This window comes from Bradyrhizobium sp. (assembly GCF_030646015.1).
Classification (GTDB): Bacteria; Pseudomonadota; Alphaproteobacteria; order Rhizobiales; family Xanthobacteraceae; genus Bradyrhizobium.
In genome coordinates this window covers 43,753-59,546 of record NZ_JAUSLT010000074.1, presented here as the reverse complement: position 1 = coordinate 59,546, position 15,794 = coordinate 43,753, and the positions used below count along the sequence as shown (strand labels likewise).

The 15,794-nt window shown below is 62.9% G+C and carries 15 protein-coding genes; 2 read left to right on the top strand and 13 right to left on the bottom strand.

The window, feature by feature from the left end; translation table 11 throughout:
* Positions 1-2: 2 nt before the first annotated feature.
* The 11 genes from Q7T45_RS11460 to Q7T45_RS11410 all read right to left on the bottom strand — a co-directional run bounded on the left by Q7T45_RS11460 (position 3) and on the right by Q7T45_RS11410 (position 13,508).
* Positions 3-851, bottom strand: a complete 849-nt coding sequence (locus Q7T45_RS11460; RefSeq protein WP_304870791.1) for a phosphatidate cytidylyltransferase — start codon at positions 849-851, stop codon at positions 3-5.
* Positions 848-1,606 (bottom strand): isoprenyl transferase, encoded by a 759-nt coding sequence (locus tag Q7T45_RS11455; protein ID WP_304870789.1) that lies wholly within the window; start codon positions 1,604-1,606, stop codon positions 848-850. The genes Q7T45_RS11460 and Q7T45_RS11455 overlap by 4 nt, the downstream gene beginning before the upstream one ends.
* 17 nt (positions 1,607-1,623) lie before the next feature.
* The gene (gene frr / locus Q7T45_RS11450) at positions 1,624-2,187 is read right to left on the bottom strand and encodes a ribosome recycling factor (protein ID WP_304870787.1); all 564 of its coding nucleotides are present in this window, start codon (positions 2,185-2,187) and stop codon (positions 1,624-1,626) included.
* 71 nt (positions 2,188-2,258) lie between these two features.
* Positions 2,259-2,975 (bottom strand): UMP kinase, encoded by a 717-nt coding sequence (gene pyrH / locus Q7T45_RS11445; protein ID WP_304870785.1) that lies wholly within the window; start codon positions 2,973-2,975, stop codon positions 2,259-2,261.
* A 66-nt stretch (positions 2,976-3,041) separates the two neighbouring features.
* The gene (gene tsf / locus Q7T45_RS11440; RefSeq protein WP_304870783.1) at positions 3,042-3,965 is read right to left on the bottom strand and encodes a translation elongation factor Ts; all 924 of its coding nucleotides are present in this window, start codon (positions 3,963-3,965) and stop codon (positions 3,042-3,044) included.
* 132 nt (positions 3,966-4,097) lie between these two features.
* Positions 4,098-5,096 (bottom strand): 30S ribosomal protein S2, encoded by a 999-nt coding sequence (locus Q7T45_RS11435; protein WP_304870782.1) that lies wholly within the window; start codon positions 5,094-5,096, stop codon positions 4,098-4,100.
* A 281-nt stretch (positions 5,097-5,377) separates the two neighbouring features.
* Positions 5,378-6,046: a PepSY domain-containing protein gene (locus tag Q7T45_RS11430; RefSeq protein ID WP_304870781.1), complete on the bottom strand. Its 669-nt coding sequence runs from the start codon at positions 6,044-6,046 to the stop codon at positions 5,378-5,380.
* Positions 6,047-6,125: 79 nt separating this feature from the next.
* Positions 6,126-7,346, bottom strand: a complete 1,221-nt coding sequence (locus Q7T45_RS11425; RefSeq protein ID WP_304870780.1) for a patatin-like phospholipase family protein — start codon at positions 7,344-7,346, stop codon at positions 6,126-6,128.
* 724 nt (positions 7,347-8,070) lie between these two features.
* Positions 8,071-8,946 carry a DUF1186 domain-containing protein gene (locus Q7T45_RS11420; RefSeq protein ID WP_304870779.1) on the bottom strand — a complete coding sequence of 292 codons (876 nt, stop codon included), beginning with the start codon at positions 8,944-8,946 and terminating at the stop codon, positions 8,071-8,073.
* A gap of 33 nt (positions 8,947-8,979) precedes the next feature.
* Entirely contained in the window at positions 8,980-12,507 is a 3,528-nt protein-coding gene (gene dnaE / locus Q7T45_RS11415) for a DNA polymerase III subunit alpha (RefSeq protein ID WP_304870777.1), read from the bottom strand.
* Positions 12,508-13,010: 503 nt separating this feature from the next.
* Complete coding sequence (locus Q7T45_RS11410; RefSeq protein ID WP_304870775.1) at positions 13,011-13,508, bottom strand: hypothetical protein; 498 nt, start codon at positions 13,506-13,508, stop codon at positions 13,011-13,013.
* A 12-nt stretch (positions 13,509-13,520) separates the two neighbouring features.
* Here Q7T45_RS11410 and Q7T45_RS11405 point away from each other — a divergent pair, with 12 nt between their 5' ends.
* Both Q7T45_RS11405 and Q7T45_RS11400 read left to right on the top strand, forming a co-directional pair.
* Positions 13,521-13,685: a hypothetical protein gene (locus Q7T45_RS11405; protein ID WP_304870773.1), complete on the top strand. Its 165-nt coding sequence runs from the start codon at positions 13,521-13,523 to the stop codon at positions 13,683-13,685.
* A gap of 41 nt (positions 13,686-13,726) precedes the next feature.
* Positions 13,727-14,170 (top strand): hypothetical protein, encoded by a 444-nt coding sequence (locus Q7T45_RS11400; protein ID WP_304870772.1) that lies wholly within the window; start codon positions 13,727-13,729, stop codon positions 14,168-14,170.
* Positions 14,171-14,262: 92 nt separating this feature from the next.
* Here Q7T45_RS11400 and Q7T45_RS11395 read toward each other — a convergent pair whose 3' ends face one another.
* Entirely contained in the window at positions 14,263-15,255 is a 993-nt protein-coding gene (locus Q7T45_RS11395) for an IS1595 family transposase (RefSeq protein ID WP_304870771.1), read from the bottom strand.
* A 216-nt stretch (positions 15,256-15,471) separates the two neighbouring features.
* Positions 15,472-15,648, bottom strand: coding sequence for a hypothetical protein (locus Q7T45_RS11390; protein WP_304870769.1), 177 nt, complete (start codon positions 15,646-15,648; stop codon positions 15,472-15,474).
* Positions 15,649-15,794 lie beyond the last annotated feature (146 nt).

Sequence of the window (15,794 nt, the reverse complement as noted above, 5' to 3'; positions counted from 1 at the left end):
TCTCACCAAACCATAAGACCGCGGCCGACGCCATCGGCGCCGCCCCGCAAAAGACCGAAAATCGCAGCCAGGACGACCGCGGCGACGAAGCCATCGAGGCGGTCCATCAGACCGCCATGCCCGGGAATGATGTGACTGGAATCCTTGACGCCGAAACGGCGTTTGACGGCGGATTCGAACAGATCGCCGAGTTGCGACGCGATCGAGAGTACCGCAGCCAGCAGCAATAACGGGCCGGCCGGGCCGTACCCGAAGGCTGCAAAGCCGCCGGCAACGACCAGGCTCAAACCAAAACCGCCGATCGCGCCCGCCCAGGTTTTTTTGGGGCTGACCCGCGGCCACAGCTTGGGTCCGCCGATGCCGCGGCCCGCAAAGTAGCCGCCGATATCGGACGCCCAGACGACCAGCAGGATCAGCATCAGCGCGGTAAATCCCTTGACCGGGTCGAGGCGCACCAGCACCGATGCAAGCGCGGCGGCGGCGGCGTAGACAAATCCCGTCGCGGTCCAGAGCCGGCGTTCAGCCGACAGCAACGCAACGGCGGCGAGACCGACCGCCAGCACAACAAGCGTGGTATCGATCCGCCCCAAGGCGAGACAAATCCCGCCGACGGCAAGGGCCGCGGCGCCCAGCGCGATCACGCGCGGCTCGCGCCCCGCGCCGACGATCATCAGCCATTCGACATAGAGGCCGATCGCGGCCAGCGTCACCAGCGCGGCCCACAGCCAGCCGCCGGCATAAGCGATGGCGATGGCCGCCGGTGCGAGCACCAGGGCGGCGAGCACGCGCATCATCAGATTGCGCGACCCCTTCTCGGCATCCGCCGCCGGTGCGGCTTCGCCCTCGGTCACGATCCGGTTTTCGCGGCCAGACCGCCGAAACGGCGCTCCCGCCTGGCATATTCGGCGATCGCCTCTTCCAGCGCCGCCTTGTCGAAATCCGGCCAGTGGATCGGCACGAACACCAGTTCGCTGTAGGCGGCCTGCCACATCAGGAAATTCGAAAGCCGCTGCTCGCCGCTGGTGCGAATGATCAAGTCGGGATCGGGAATTTCGGGCGCGTCGAGGTATCGGCTCATTGTGTCGGCATCGATCGACGAAGGGTCACGCTTTCCCTCGGCGACCTCGCGCGCCAGCCGCTGGGCGGCGTGGGCGATTTCCTGGCGCGATCCGTAGTTGAACGCGACCACGAGATTGAGCCTGGTGTTGCCCTTGGTCAGCTCTTCCGCCTCGTTCAGCAGCGCGCAGATATCCGGCTCCAGGCCGTCGCGCTCGCCGATCACCCGGACCCGGACGCCATCGCGGTGCAATGTCGCGAGGTCGTTGCGGATGAAGCGCCGGAGCAGCCCGAACAGATCGCCGATCTCGCTCGCCGGACGCGACCAGTTCTCCGAGCTGAAGGAAAAAATCGTCAGATACTGAATGCCGAGCTCGTGGGCCGCGCGAACCACCCGCCGCAACGCCTCGACGCCACGGCGATGGCCTTCCGCGCGCGGCAAGCCGCGGGCGGCCGCCCAGCGTCCGTTGCCGTCCATAATGATCGCCACATGCAACGGCGCACCGGAAGGATCCGGGGCTTCGGTCGCAGGGGCGGCAGCATTCGACATCGGCTGATCCTAGCGCGTTAAACGGTAAGGATTTCCTTTTCCTTCGCCGCAAGCAATTGGTCTATTTCCGAAATCATGCCGTCGGTGGCCTTCTGCACATCATGGGCCAGCCGCTCCTGATCGTCCTCGGAAATCTCGTGATTCTTCTCTTGTTTCTTGATGGTGTCGAGACCGTCGCGGCGGACATGGCGCACCGCAACCTTGGCGGCTTCCGCATATTTATGCGCGACTTTCACCAGTTCCTTGCGGCGTTCTTCGTTGAGTTCGGGAATGCGCAGCCGCAACACCTGGCCTTCGGTCGCGGGACTCAAGCCGAGGTTGGAATCGACGATCGCCTTTTCGACGGCCTTGACCATCGACTTGTCCCAAACCTGGACCGAGAGCAGCCGTGGCTCGGGCACGCTGATGGTCGCGAGCTGGTTGAGCGGCATGTGGGTGCCGTAGGCATCGACCTGCACCGGCTCCAGCATCGAGGCGGCGGCGCGGCCGGTGCGCAATCCACCGAGCTCATGCTTGAGTGCCGCCGTGGCGCCCTGCATGCGGCGCTTCAGATCGTTGATGTCGAAACCACCCGTGGGCATAACGCTCTCCCTCCTGAAAACTGAACGCCGAGGCCGTCAGGCCCGCGCGCATCAGATGCGTCGCCGGCCTGTCAGCCGCCGACGATGGTGCCGTGGCCGGTGCCGCGCAGGATCGCGCCTATCGAACCCGGTTCGGCGATCGAGAACACGATGATAGGCAGCGATGTCTCGCGGGCAAGCGCGAAAGCGGTCGCGTCCATCACCTTGTAGCCGCCTTCGATCGCCTGTGAATGCGTCAAACGGTCGAACCGCTTGGCGGACGGATCCTTTTTGGGATCGGCACTGTAGACACCGTCGACATTGGTGGCCTTCAGCACCGCCTGGGCGCCGATCTCGGCCGCCCGCAGCACCGCCGTGGTATCGGTGGTGAAGAACGGGTTGCCGGTTCCACCGCCGAGCAGCACGATGCGGCCCTCGGCGAGATATTTGTGCGTTGCAGTACGGGTGAACAGCTCGCAGACCTGCGGCATCACGAAGGCCGACAGGGTCCGCGCCGGGGTCCCGCGCCGCTCGATCGCGGCTTCCAGCGCCAGGCAATTCATCACGGTGGCGAGCATGCCCATGGTGTCGCCGGTGGGACGGGACACGCCGCGCGAGGATACCTCGACACCGCGCACCATGTTGCCGCCACCGATGACGACGGCGACTTCGACGCCGAGCTGCCTGGCGGCGATCAGGTCGCCGGCAATGCGGTCGATGGTCGGCTGATCCATGCCGAAGGAATGCGCGCCGGCAAAATATTCGCCCGAGAGCTTGATCACCACCCGACGATAGACCGGCTCAGCCATTGCTACTTCCCTTGGGCCTGCCCGGCCTGCTCCGGCGTAAGCACGCCGGAAGGCCTCGTCCGGCGGTTACTTCTTGCCGCTGGCGGCGGCGACCTCGGCCGCGAAATCGGATTCCTGCTTTTCGATTCCCTCGCCGAGAGCATAGCGCACAAACCCGGTCACTTTCACCGGGGCGCCGATCTTGCCCTCAGCTTCCTTGACCGCCTGGCCGACCGATTTGGCGTTGTCGTGGATGAAGGCCTGCTCGAGCAGGCAGACTTCCTTGTAGTAGGTCTTCAGGCCGGACTCGACGATCTTTTCGATCACGTTCTCGGGCTTGCCCTGCTGACGGTATTTGTCGGACAGAATGTCCTTCTCACGCGTCACGGCGGCCGGATCGAGTCCGGCCGAATCCAGCGCCTGCGGGTTGGTGGCGGCGACATGCATCGCGATCTGGCGCGCCAGTGCGGCGAGTTCGTCGGTCCTGCCGGTGGATTCCAGCGCCACGATCACGCCCATCTTGCCGGCACCTTCGACCACGGCGTTGTGCACATAGCTTGCGACCACGCCGCTCGAGACTTCGAGCGAAGCCGCCCGGCGCAGCGTCATGTTCTCGCCGATGGTGGCGATGGCGTCCTGAATCGCGCGCTCGACGGTAACGTCGCCGACCGGCGCGGCCTTGATCTTCTCGACGTCAGCGCCGACCTTGAGCGCGACCTGGGCGATCATCTTGACCAGGCCCTGGAACTGTTCGTTGCGCGCGACGAAGTCGGTCTCGGAATTGACCTCGACCACGACACCCTTGGTGCCTTGGGTCAGCGCGCCGATCAGGCCTTCGGCGGCAATGCGGCCGGACTTCTTGGCGGCCTTGGACAGGCCCTTCTTGCGCAGCCAGTCGATCGCGGCTTCCATGTTGCCGTCGTTCTCGGCAAGCGCCTGCTTGCAATCCATCATGCCGACGCCGGTGGTCTCGCGCAGGTCCTTGACCATCGCTGCTGTAATCGTTGCCATCGTTGAATGTCCTTCTTGCCTGTCAGGGCGACCGCGGCGCGGCTGTTGCCGCCTCGCCGCCTTCCACCACCAGGGAATGTCGTATCTGGAACCGAAGCGGTGGCCGGAAAATTCCGGCCACGCTTGTTCGCGTTATTCCGCTTCCGCGGTCATCGCCTTGGCCTGGGCTACCCAGCCATCGGCGCGGGACGGAAGCCCGACCTCTTCGCCGATCTTGTGTGCGGTGTCGTGATCGAGTTCGGCGAGCTGCCAGTAATGGAAGATGCCGAGATCGTTGAACTTCTTCTCGATCGCGCCGGACACGCCGGTGAGCTTCTTGAGGTCGTCGGCGGCACCGCGCGGCCCGGCAAGGCCCTGGAAGCCGGCGGGCTGCGGCGCCACCGGGATTTCCTCGCGGATCGGCTGCGCGGAGGCGCCGATATCGATGCCGGAATCGCCCTGCGCACGCGAGATACCGTCGATCACGGCACGCGCGATCAGATCGCAATACAGCGTGATGGCGCGGCCGGCGTCGTCATTGCCCGGCACCACATAGGTGATGCCCTTGGGGTCCGAATTGGTATCGACGATCGCGGCAACGGGAATGTTGAGCCGCTGGGCTTCCTGGATCGCGATGTCTTCCTTGTTGGTGTCGATCACGAAGATCAGGTCGGGCAGACCGCCCATGTCCTTGATGCCGCCGAGCGAACGGTCGAGCTTGTCGCGCTCGCGCTGCAGCGTCAGACGCTCCTTCTTGGTATAGGCGTTGGCATCGCCCGAATTGAGCACTTCCTCGAGATGCCGCAGCCGCTTGATCGAACCGGAAATCGTCTTCCAGTTGGTCAGCGTGCCGCCGAGCCAGCGCGAATTGACGAAATACTGCGCCGAACGCTTGGCGGCCTCGGCGACGCCGTCCTGCGCCTGCCGCTTGGTTCCGACGAACAGGATACGGCCGCCCTTGGCGACGGTATCGCTGACCGCCTGAAGCGCGCGATGCAACAGCGGCACGGTCTGGGCGAGATCGATGATGTGGATGTTGTTGCGGGCACCGAAAATGTAATCCGCCATTTTCGGATTCCAGCGGTGCGATTGGTGGCCAAAGTGAACGCCAGCTTCAAGCAGCTGACGCATAGAAAAATCGGGTAGCGCCATCGTGATATTCTCCGGTTGGTTCCTCCGGAAGCGTGTGAGCAAACGAGCCTTGCGGCCCGGCTGCCACCGGACGGCCTTTTGAGCCATGCTTCCGTGTGAGATGGCGCGGTATATAGCCGGATTCCGGCGGGAAGCAAGGAAATACGGCCAGTTTTGGCGGCCCTGAGGCGGGTATACCGGGTGCCCGGCCGTTAAATCCGGGCATTTCCCGGGTAATCACCGCCCTGCCCCCGGCCCAGCGGTCCATGAAGGCCGGACTTTCGGGCAACGAAGCTATTCGATCAGGCGGACACCCCCCGCGACGATCCACCGGACGAAGGTCGTTTCCATTTCTTGTCGCGGGCAGACGTCTTGCGCCGGCGGCTTCGGCTTTCCGGCGGCTCGACCGAGATTTCCTTCAATGAGCCTTCGCTGACAACAACCACCAGCAAGACGAGCTTCGCGCCGTTGTACTGCAGTCCCGCGCTGACCGTTTTGCCGGAGCCGTATCGTTCGGCAATGGCGATCGTCTCGGAAAGACCGATGCCGGCTGCGGAGAAAGCGGCCAGTATCGTCTGGTTCTCCTCCCGCAGCCTCGATACAGGCGTCGTTGGCCCGGTACTGACGGCCACCCCGGTCGAAGCATCGATCGCCCCGTCCCACAATTCTCCGTTCAGAAGGACTTTCACCCGGTAGGCCGGATGGGAGGTCGATCCGTCGAAACCGAGGTCGACGGCCCTGGCGCCGGCGCCAAGCCTCTCGGCGATGGCAATCGCACGCCGGGCGGAAATTTGGGCATAGGCGAATACCTTGATTTCCTGCAGGAGCGCTTCGCTTTCGGACTCATTGGATTGCGGAACGGACGGCGACCCAAGATCGGCAGACTCGCGGCCGAACGCCGACACGGGCGCAATCAGCGGGAGCAACGGCAGCATCAACAGGATGAGACGCTTCGCCAGTTTATTGCGCATGGTCATTCTCCTGACCGCCGGATGTTGTCATGGGGCACTCCTTTCGGAACGGCTAGGCGTGGTTGATTCGTCTGACAGGTCAGTGACCGACGACCGCCTGCCGCGCAGATGACGTCCGGTAGCCGGCTGTCGGGTTCATGCCGTCAGGCGGTGAAGATTTCGACCAGGCCTGGCCGCTTCGCGCCCGCTCATAGCCGTACTGAAACAACCCGCGCATATAGGCGGTATCGAATCCCGAACTCGCCGCCGCGGGGATGCGGCCTTCGATGTAGGTCAGGTTGAAGCCGAATTTGTTGCGGCGGGTGAAATCCCAGGTGCTGTAGAGGATCGATCGCGTCTGGGTCTTGACGATGGTCGACGAGGACCGCGCCGCGATCTCGATCGTGCTGTTGGCAACGAGCTGAAACTCCGGCTCGACCTTGTTGTTGATCAGGATGTAGAGCTGCAGATCGCCGGCTTTGGCCAGTTTGGCGTCGCGCAGCAGGAATGCCTCCGGCAGGGTCAGCACAGGCGCGGTCACGCCGCCGTCGACATGCATCTCCTGGAATTGCCTGCCGTTGGCTTCGGCGGTGACCAGTATCGGCGGGAATACCACCGGCAGACTTGCCGATGCGGCGACGACGTCCCGGAACAGGTTCAAGGCCTCGGGCGTGCGCAGCGAGGCGATCTTTCCCATGTCCCAAATCGCGGTGCGCTGCGAGTCCAGGTTGGTCGTGACGATGAGCAGCAGCCGCCCCCTGGCGTGTTCGCTGGCGACCGCAGCGACGAAGTCGGCATCGATATAATTGGCCACCAGTTCGCGCAGCCGCTTGTTGCCGAACAGGCCCGCCCCGAAAATCGCGTTGAATGCGCTCGGCGCGTCGAGCAGGCTCTCGGCGACGCCGCTGGTGTAGAGATGCCGCAACGTCGCGTCATGGCCGGAGCCGAGGAACGCGAACGGTGCGATCAGCGCGCCGGTGCTCACGCCCGACACGATCGAGAACGAAGGGCGTGTCCCCGCCTCGGTCCAGCCGTTGAGAACGCCGGCACCGTAGGCGCCGTCGGCCCCGCCGCCTGACAGCGCCAGATAAGTGCGCGGCCCCCGCAGCACGGCCTGCTGCCGGTCTTGTCGATCTTGCCGGAACGTGGTGGCCGGTTCGTCGGCGTAGCGCCGCAGCTCCGTCAGATTGAGAACGCGCGCCGACGGCGCATCGGCCACGCCATAGGGCGTCCGGGGCAGCGAGGCGCATCCGGCGACGAGAAAACTCAGCGCCGAAACGAGGATCAACGAGACCGACGGCCGATGATGGATGCGACGCATGACATGTCCAGGCTGGAAATTGACGTTCACGAGCACGGCCTCGCGCCCCGAGGATCGAGTTGCGGAGCAACTTGGGAGGCGCCTCGAGCCGACGCGCCGGCCGGTGGAGCGGCCAGTTCGAGATAGTCCCGGTGGATCGCCTGGATGGTCTTGCGGTTGTCGAACTTGACCCGCCAGCTGCTCGGAGACCCGCTCCCCACAATCAGCCCTTCCCGATCGCCGTATTTGGGATGCCGTTCGCGGCCGAGTGGGCTCATCCGGACGCGGGCACCGTAGAAAAGGCAGGGTTCAGAAAGGGTAGTTTTGATGGCATCGGGCATTGACGAGACTGTCCAGTGAGTAATCACTCAACTAAAGTAAGTGACCACTCACTAATATTGCGTTGCGGCGAAGTCAAGCTGAACAAATGAATCGGGAAATCAAAGAAATGTGCGCGACGGAAGGCAGACCGGCTGAAATCCCGGCCGATGCGACGGCGTCAAGCGAACGAGGATTTCGTTCCCCGGACGCAGCGCAGCGCCACAAGCGCGTTCACGCGCGTCTGCGACGCGCTATGGCGGTGCGCTGCTGATCCGGGGTCCATCGTCGTGCCCCGCATGTGCCCCCGCATGGGTCCCGGCTCCGCGGAGCACCGTGCCGGACGATGCTTCGCATCGCCGGGAGAACGCTGCACCGCGTCCGGGACACGAGGCTTTTTGCCCCCGCCCGACAGAGCATCGGACGCCTACGTCAAACAGCATTTCTTGTATTTCTTCCCGCTGCCGCAGGGACAGGGATCGTTGCGCCCGACGTTGCGCAGGGGATCGCGATGAGGCACGCCGTCGGCTTCCGACATGCCCCACGGGGGTTCGTCGCTCGACGGCTTCGGCTTGAACGAGTCCCACCGGGACAATTCCTCAACCGTGTCGCCGAACAGCGTGAGATTGCCGTCAGGGTTCAGTGGCTCGGCGTCGGGATGGTCGACGGAATATTGCAGGTCCTCTTCGAACTCCTTGAAGGTGAGCCATTCGGGATCGATCGACCCGCGCTGAAATGCCTGCTGCGCCAGCGGCTTCAGCTCGGCCAATCCGAGCCAGGCCACCGCGTCGAGCCAGCCCGACCAGACATAGCAATCCTCCCGCGGCTCGAGTTGCGAAAAGCAGTCGCGCAGGAAGGCCGCCGTCGCGTCGCGCGGCAGTTCGCCGCTTCGCGTCAGCATGGCGATCGCGTGCAACATATGCGAGCGGACATACTCGTCGGCTTCGGGATCGCGAATGATCTGATACAGCGGTTCGGGCTCGCCATCGAAAACCGCCGCCATCACGCGATGGACCGTCTCGGTGATGGCGGCGCCGAGGATCGTATCGAGAACGTCGGGCGGCAATCGCAGCAGAACCGCCAACGGCCAGTAGGCGGATTTCTCGCGCCACTCGCCGAGCAGATGAAATATGAAAAAGATCGCGGCGGGGTCGACCGGTCCGCGCAGTTCCAGAAGATCATCGAGCGTGCGCAGAAAGACCGGCACCATCGCATCGCGATCAGCCTGCGCCGCGCAAATCGCCGCGATCGGCAACCCGTCCTCGACGCCGAATTCCTCGATCACCTGCGCGGGATCCATCATTAACTCCCTGATCGGACGCCGGCCCGGACCCGCCTACAGCTGCTGCACGTCCACCACGCCCGACACCGCCTTGATGGCGCCGGCGATCTGCGGCGAGACCCTGAAGCGGCCGGGCAGCTTCATTTCCACTTCGGTTTCGAGGTCGAGCATCATCACCAGCGAGACGTCGCCGTCGCCACCGCCGGGCGCCACCGCAACCGGTTTTGCCTGAGGGCCGCGCGCCGGGCCGCCCTGCCCCGGCTCGGGCATCGAGAGCCGCTTGGCGATGGATTCGAGCGGCCTAGTGTCGCGCACGAAGATGCGAAGACCTTTCTGGGTTTTCGCCGCGGCGGCGTCCAGCGGTTCGGCGTGCAGCACCCGGGCGCGGACGTCCTCGCCCTGTAGCTCGGCGCCGAGCTGCAGCAGCACCGCCGCACCCGGCTCCAGCACGTCGCGATATTGCGCAAGCCCTTCGGAAAACAGCACGGCTTCGAAATGGCCGGTCGGATCGGACAGGCCCATGATGCCCATCTTGTTGCCGGTCTTGGTGCGCCGCTCCATCCGCGACACCACCGTGGCCGCGACCTTGCCCGCGGTGGCGCCGGTTTTGACGGCGCGGGAAAATTCCGCCCAGGTTTGCACCCGCAGCCGCTTCAGCACCGTGGCGTAGTCGTCGAGCGGATGGCCCGAGAGGAAGAATCCGATGGCGTCATATTCGCGACGCAGCCGCTCGGCCGGCAGCCAGGGCTCGATCTGCGGCAGCATGATGGTCGGCGCGTCGGCAGCGCCGCCGAACATGTCGTTCTGCCCCATGGTCGCGGCCTCGTGGCTGCGCTGGCACGCCGAGAGAATGGCCTCGGCGCCGGCGAACACCCGCGCGCGGTTGGCATCGAGGCCATCGAAGGCGCCGGCCGCCGCGAGACTCTCGATGACGCGCTTGTTGATCGCGCGCGGATTCACCCTTGCGGCGAAATCCGCCAGCGAGGTGAACAGGCCTTCCTTGCGCGCCTGGACGATCAGCTCGACCGCATGGCCGCCGACGCCCTTGAGGCCCGCCAGCGCGTAATAGATGGTGTTGTCGCTGACTTCGAACGTGGCGCCGGAACGGTTGACGCTGGGCGCCTCGACCTTGATGCCGAGCCGTTGCGCTTCGGCGCGGAATTCCGAGAGCTTGTCGGTATTGCTGAGGTCGAGCGTCATCGACGCCGCCAGGAATTCGACCGGGTAATGCGCCTTCATGTAGGCGGTGTGGTACGACACCAGCGCGTAGGCCGCCGCATGGCTCTTGTTGAAGCCGTAATCGGCGAATTTTGCCAATAGTTCGAAGATGGTGTCGGCCTGCGCCTTCGGCACGTTGTTCTTCATGGCGCCGGCGACGAAGATGGCGCGCTGCTTTTCCATTTCCGAGCGGATCTTCTTGCCCATGGCGCGGCGCAGCAGGTCGGCGTCGCCGAGCGAATAGCCGGCCATCACCTGGGCGATCTGCATCACCTGTTCCTGGTAGATGATGACACCGTAGGTTTCCTTCAGGATCGGCTCCAGCATCGGATGCAGATATTCCGACTCTTCGTCGCCGTGCTTGCGGGCGCAGTAGGTCGGGATGTTGGCCATCGGGCCCGGGCGATACAGCGCCACCAGCGCGATGATGTCCTCGAAGCGGTCCGGCCGCATGTCGACCAGCGCCCGCCGCATGCCCTGGCTTTCCACCTGGAACACGCCGACCACATCGCCGCGCGCCAGCATGGCGTAACTCTTCTCGTCATCGAGCGGCAGGGTCGCGAGATCGATCTCGATGTTGCGCTGTTTCAACAGCTTCACGGCGACGTCGAGCACGGTCAGCGTCTTCAGGCCGAGGAAGTCGAATTTGACGAGGCCTGCGGGTTCGACCCATTTCATGTTGAACTGGGTCACCGGCATGTCGGATTTCGGATCGCGGTAGAGCGGCACCAGCTCGCTCAGCGGCCGGTCCGAGATCACGATGCCGGCGGCATGGGTCGAGGCGTGCCGGGTCAGGCCCTCGAGGCGCTGCGCGATGTCGAAGGCGCGCGCCACCACCGGATCCTCATCGCGAAACGCCTGCAGTTTCGGCTCGCTCTCGATCGCCGCCGCCAGCGTCACCGGCGCGGCCGGATTCTGCGGCACCAGTTTGGTCAGCTTGTCGACCTGCCCATAGGGCATCTGCAGCACGCGGCCGACGTCGCGCAGCACGCCGCGCGCCTGCAGCGTGCCGAAGGTGATGATCTGGGCGACCTGGTCGCGGCCATAGCGCTGCTGCACATAGTCGATGACCTCGCCGCGGCGGTCCTGGCAGAAGTCGATGTCGAAGTCGGGCATCGACACGCGTTCCGGATTGAGGAAGCGCTCGAACAAGAGGCCAAACCGGATCGGGTCGAGGTCGGTGATGGTCAGGGCATAGGCGACCAGCGAGCCCGCGCCCGAGCCGCGGCCCGGTCCGACCGGAATGCCCTGGCTCTTCGCCCATTTGATGAAGTCGGCGACGATCAGGAAGTAGCCCGGATATTCCATGCGGGTGATGACGTCGATCTCGAACGCCAGCCGAGCGCGATAGGTTTCCTCGGTCTCGCCCTGCGCCAAGCCGTGGACCTTGAGACGGTAGGCCAACCCTTCCTCGGCCTGCCGGCGCAATTCGGCGGCTTCGTCGCTGACGGAGTCCGCGGTGGCAGCGCCTACCGTAAACCGCGGCAGGATCGGCTTGCGCGTCATCGGGCGGAACGCGCAGCGCTCGGCGATTTCGACGGTGGACGCCAGCGCCTCCGGAATGTCGGCGAACAGCACCGCCATTTCGGCGCGGGTCTTGAAACGGTGATCGGGGGTCAGTTGCTCGCGATCGGTTTCGGCGACCATGCGTCCGCCGGCGATGCAGAGCAGCGCGTCATGGGCTTCGTAATCGTCCGCCGTTGCAAAATGCGGCTCGTTGGTCGCCACCAGCGGCAGGCCCTTGGCGTAGGCGAGATCGATCAGGCCGGCTTCGGCGCGGCGCTCCTTGTCGACGCCGTGGCGCTGCAGTTCGATATAGAGCCGGTCGCCGAACAGGCTCGCCAGCCGGTCGCAGCGCGTTGCCGCCAGCGCCGCATGATCGGCATGGATCGCCAGCGAGATCGGCCCCTCCGGACCGCCGGTCAGCGCGATCAGGTCCTCGGCGTCACCTTCCAGCCATTCGAACTTGATATGGGGCGCCTGATGGATCGGCGTTTCCAAAAACGCCCGCGAGTTCAGCCGCATCAGGCTGCGGTAGCCGCGCTCGCGCGCCGCCAGCAGCACGATCCGCGCGGGGCCAGCAGCCAGCGCGTTGCGCGCGGCCGGATCCTGATCGCCGAAATCGACCGCGAGCTCGCAGCCGATGATCGGCTGGATGCCGTAGCCGGCCATCTTGTCGGAGAATTCCAGCGCCCCGAACATGTTGTCGGTATCGGTCAGCGCCAGCGCCGGCTGGCGGTCCGCCTTGGCCAGTTCCGCCAGCTTCTGGATCTTGATCGAGCCCTTCAGCAGCGAATAGGCGCTGTGGACGTGGAGATGGACGAATCCGGCATTGGCAACGGTTGCCGAAGGTTTTGAAGTCATGGACGTGAGCGATCATCTGGCATGAGTGAGGCAGGCCGCCCTCACAGGGCCGACTCGCGCCTCAATGGTGATGCCTGGGGCCCGGCCTGTCCACGCCGAACCGCGCAACCGGGCCAAGCGTCCCCGCTTTCCTGCCGGCCGCCGGTTCTGTCACGGCCTCAGAGCTGGGGAATCAGCTGCGCCCAGACCGCGATCATCCCGACAAACAGCGTAAGCGACGCCAGCGCCGCAGCTTCTTCCACAAACGTCTTCAACATGCCCGCCTCCTGAGAACTGGAACATAATAAGAACATTGTTCCTTTTTTGTTCCAGGAGTCAAGCGGGAATTATATACTTGACACCACACGGTACAAAATATAGTTCCGAGCCTGCGGAAGGCCCAAAGCCGGATGCTGGCGCGCCCGAGATTGAAGTAACCCTGGCTATGATCGAGGCGGGGGTCGCGGAGTTATTTCTTTATACCGAGGGCGAATCCGATCCGCGGGAAATGGTTCGGTTCATACTCAAAGCGGCTTTGGCCAATCGTTCTCGATCTGATCGGATAGTCTGCTAGTTCGCCCATAATTATGTCGTGCGTTGAACGCACGAAGCTGGTCCGCAAGCTTGTCTATGTTAGTTCGGACGATGTGGGCTGCGTCTGAAGATGTTGGAAAATTCTTTCCCTTTCCGACGCCGCGCCAAACGGTCCAGCAGGGCGGCCTGCTTTCGTTCTTGTGCACTGCGCCGTGAACAATGATGTTGCGGTCCTGAATTACGGCTCGAAGGCCAGTATTGAATTTCTTTAGTGCCTCTTCTTCGGAAGGGTGCTTCAGCGTACCATGTTCAACGATTAGTTTGCCTCGTTGCTCCAGATCTTTGTTCCAGGTTATCAGGGGCGCGAGAGTATCGTCGATATCTAGCAATCCCCATATTGCAGCTTCGGTTACAACTTCGAGGAATGACCAGGAAACGCAAAGTCGGCCGACCTCCTCGAATATTTTGAGGGTTTCTTTTTCGTCCACTGTTGAGGCTCCATGAAGGAAAAAAAGAAGAGCGAGTCAGACAATTTCAACGACGTGGAAGCCCAAGCGCGGTTTGAGTCCGCTCTTCGCGGAGCGCTGAACACGCCCCACAAGCCGCTGAAGGAAAAGCCGAAGGCGAAGAAGGTGACGAAGAATACAAAAGGCAAGCCAAAGTAGCAAAACGCCGGTAGGCTACCCTCAGATACAAGGGGGTGGCAATGACCGAAACCATGAGCGAGGGTGTGAAGATCCTTTACAAGGGCGCGATTGACAACATCATTTTTCTCAAGCGCCAACAGTGGATCATTACGAATTATTCTCTTGTCGTTTACGCGATCATGGCTGCTCTGGCTAAGAACGCTACAAGCGTGGAAAAGACGATCCTCGTTGTCGTATCGCTATGTGCCTTTGGTTATAGCGCGGCCTGTATGCTGCATACTCAGAACACGATGAAGCGATTGCGCGCTAGCATGTCGCATATCTATCAGACGTATTTTTCCGTTGAGGAGCGGGAGGTTTATAAGCTTTGGCAGGCTGCGCCCGGGTTTTGGTATACGCCCCTGTTTATTGGTGGGCTTATCGCAGCCAATTCTACGGCGCTCGCAGTGACAGTATACGTCATTGTGCGAACGCCGTATTTGTTGAGTTCGGTGGCTACCTAGTCCGCCAGTATTTGACGAATCGAGGTTTGGGCTTGGGGTAATGCTTTGCCCGCCAGCGCAAGAAGCGCCGGGCCTGCCGTTTGAAATCAGGATCAGTTAGCTTGACGATACGTCAGACGCTTGCCAGCCGCGCCTTTGACGGCAAGGTCTGCCCGTTCACCATCGGTCACACCGAGCGCGGAACGGTTTGAATAACGGAAATCGAATTCGGAAAGGTAGCGGTGCAGATGCTTCTCAGCGCAATGCTGATAGGTACCCTTCATGCCGCGTTTGAACACTGAGAAGTAGCCTTCGACGGTGTTGGTGGTGATGACCGTGGTTTCGACTACCGGCTTGCCATCGTCGCGCAGCTTGTCGGTCACTTCGTTCCAATAGCGGACGTATTCGTCCTTGCCGTGGTTGACGGCATCGTGGCTGGCAAACTCGGTGCCGAGCTTGATGTAGGAGGCGTGTTCGTCGGTCATCAGCTTGGCTTCGCGGCTCAGGTTTGCGCGCAGGATCGGGGCGATATCCGCAATGCGGTTGCCGTCCACATGGAAGCTGCGGGACGATCCGCCGCGCTCGACCAAGGTAACAACGGTGTTCATATTGGACGTGCCGAGACGGCCCTTCTTGGGCTGGCCGTCCAAATGACCGAAATAGGTTTCGTCCACTTCGACGGTGCCGCCGCCGCTGCCCATGGGAGACATGAGGCCGCCAGCGCGCATTGCTTCGCGAATACGATGGGTCAGGAACCAAGCCGATTTGTAAGTGATGCCCAAAGCGCGGTGCATCTGATGGGAGCTAATACCCTTCTTTGACGACGCCATCAGGAAGAACGCCTGAAGCCAGACGTTCAGCTTGATATGGCTCGACTCCATGACGCTCTTGGTGGTGACGCTGAAGTCTTTGCGGCAACCCTTGGACTGGCAGCGGTAGACGCCCGGCTTCTTGGTGGCGAACGAGGCGTTCACGGTGCCGCAATGCGGGCAAACGCGATCAGCGCCCCAGCGCAGGGCTTCCAGGTAGGTCCGGGCAGCATCGACGCTCTGGAAATGCGGAGCGCTGAACTGGGAGTGTTTGGCAGGGGCTTTGGCGGCGGGCATGGCGTTCGATCCGTTCTGATGCCCGAAAACTAAATCATGTATCGTGTGGTGTCAAGTATATAATTCCCAGTCAAGCGGTGAGAAATGGGGCAGCTTGAGAACTAACCCCGATAGTTAATTCGTCATCGGAGCCTTCTCAGGACGGCCGCCGCTGTACCGCTGCGGAGTCGTCGTTTGATGCGAACTGGTTGAAGTCGTCGTGGCGTTGGGACGATGTCAGTCGTTCGAACCCTTCGCCAATTCCAGCCCTTGCTGGCGACCTTGGGCGATGCCCTGAGCGATGGCTCTCACGACGTATTCTGCCTGACCTTCAGAAAGGTCTTTCGGCGCCCATGAGCGCTCGATACGGCGGGCGCGCTCGATGTCCATTTCCGTGATGTCGAGCGGCTTCATCGGCATGCCCTATTCTACCACATTCCAAGGGACAAAACAGGCAAGCATCGCTGCCACAAGCCCTGCGACACCACGATGCGCACCGGCATGCCCGCCTGGTCGACCACCGCGCTAATTTTGGTACTCCAGTCCTCTATATTAGAGGT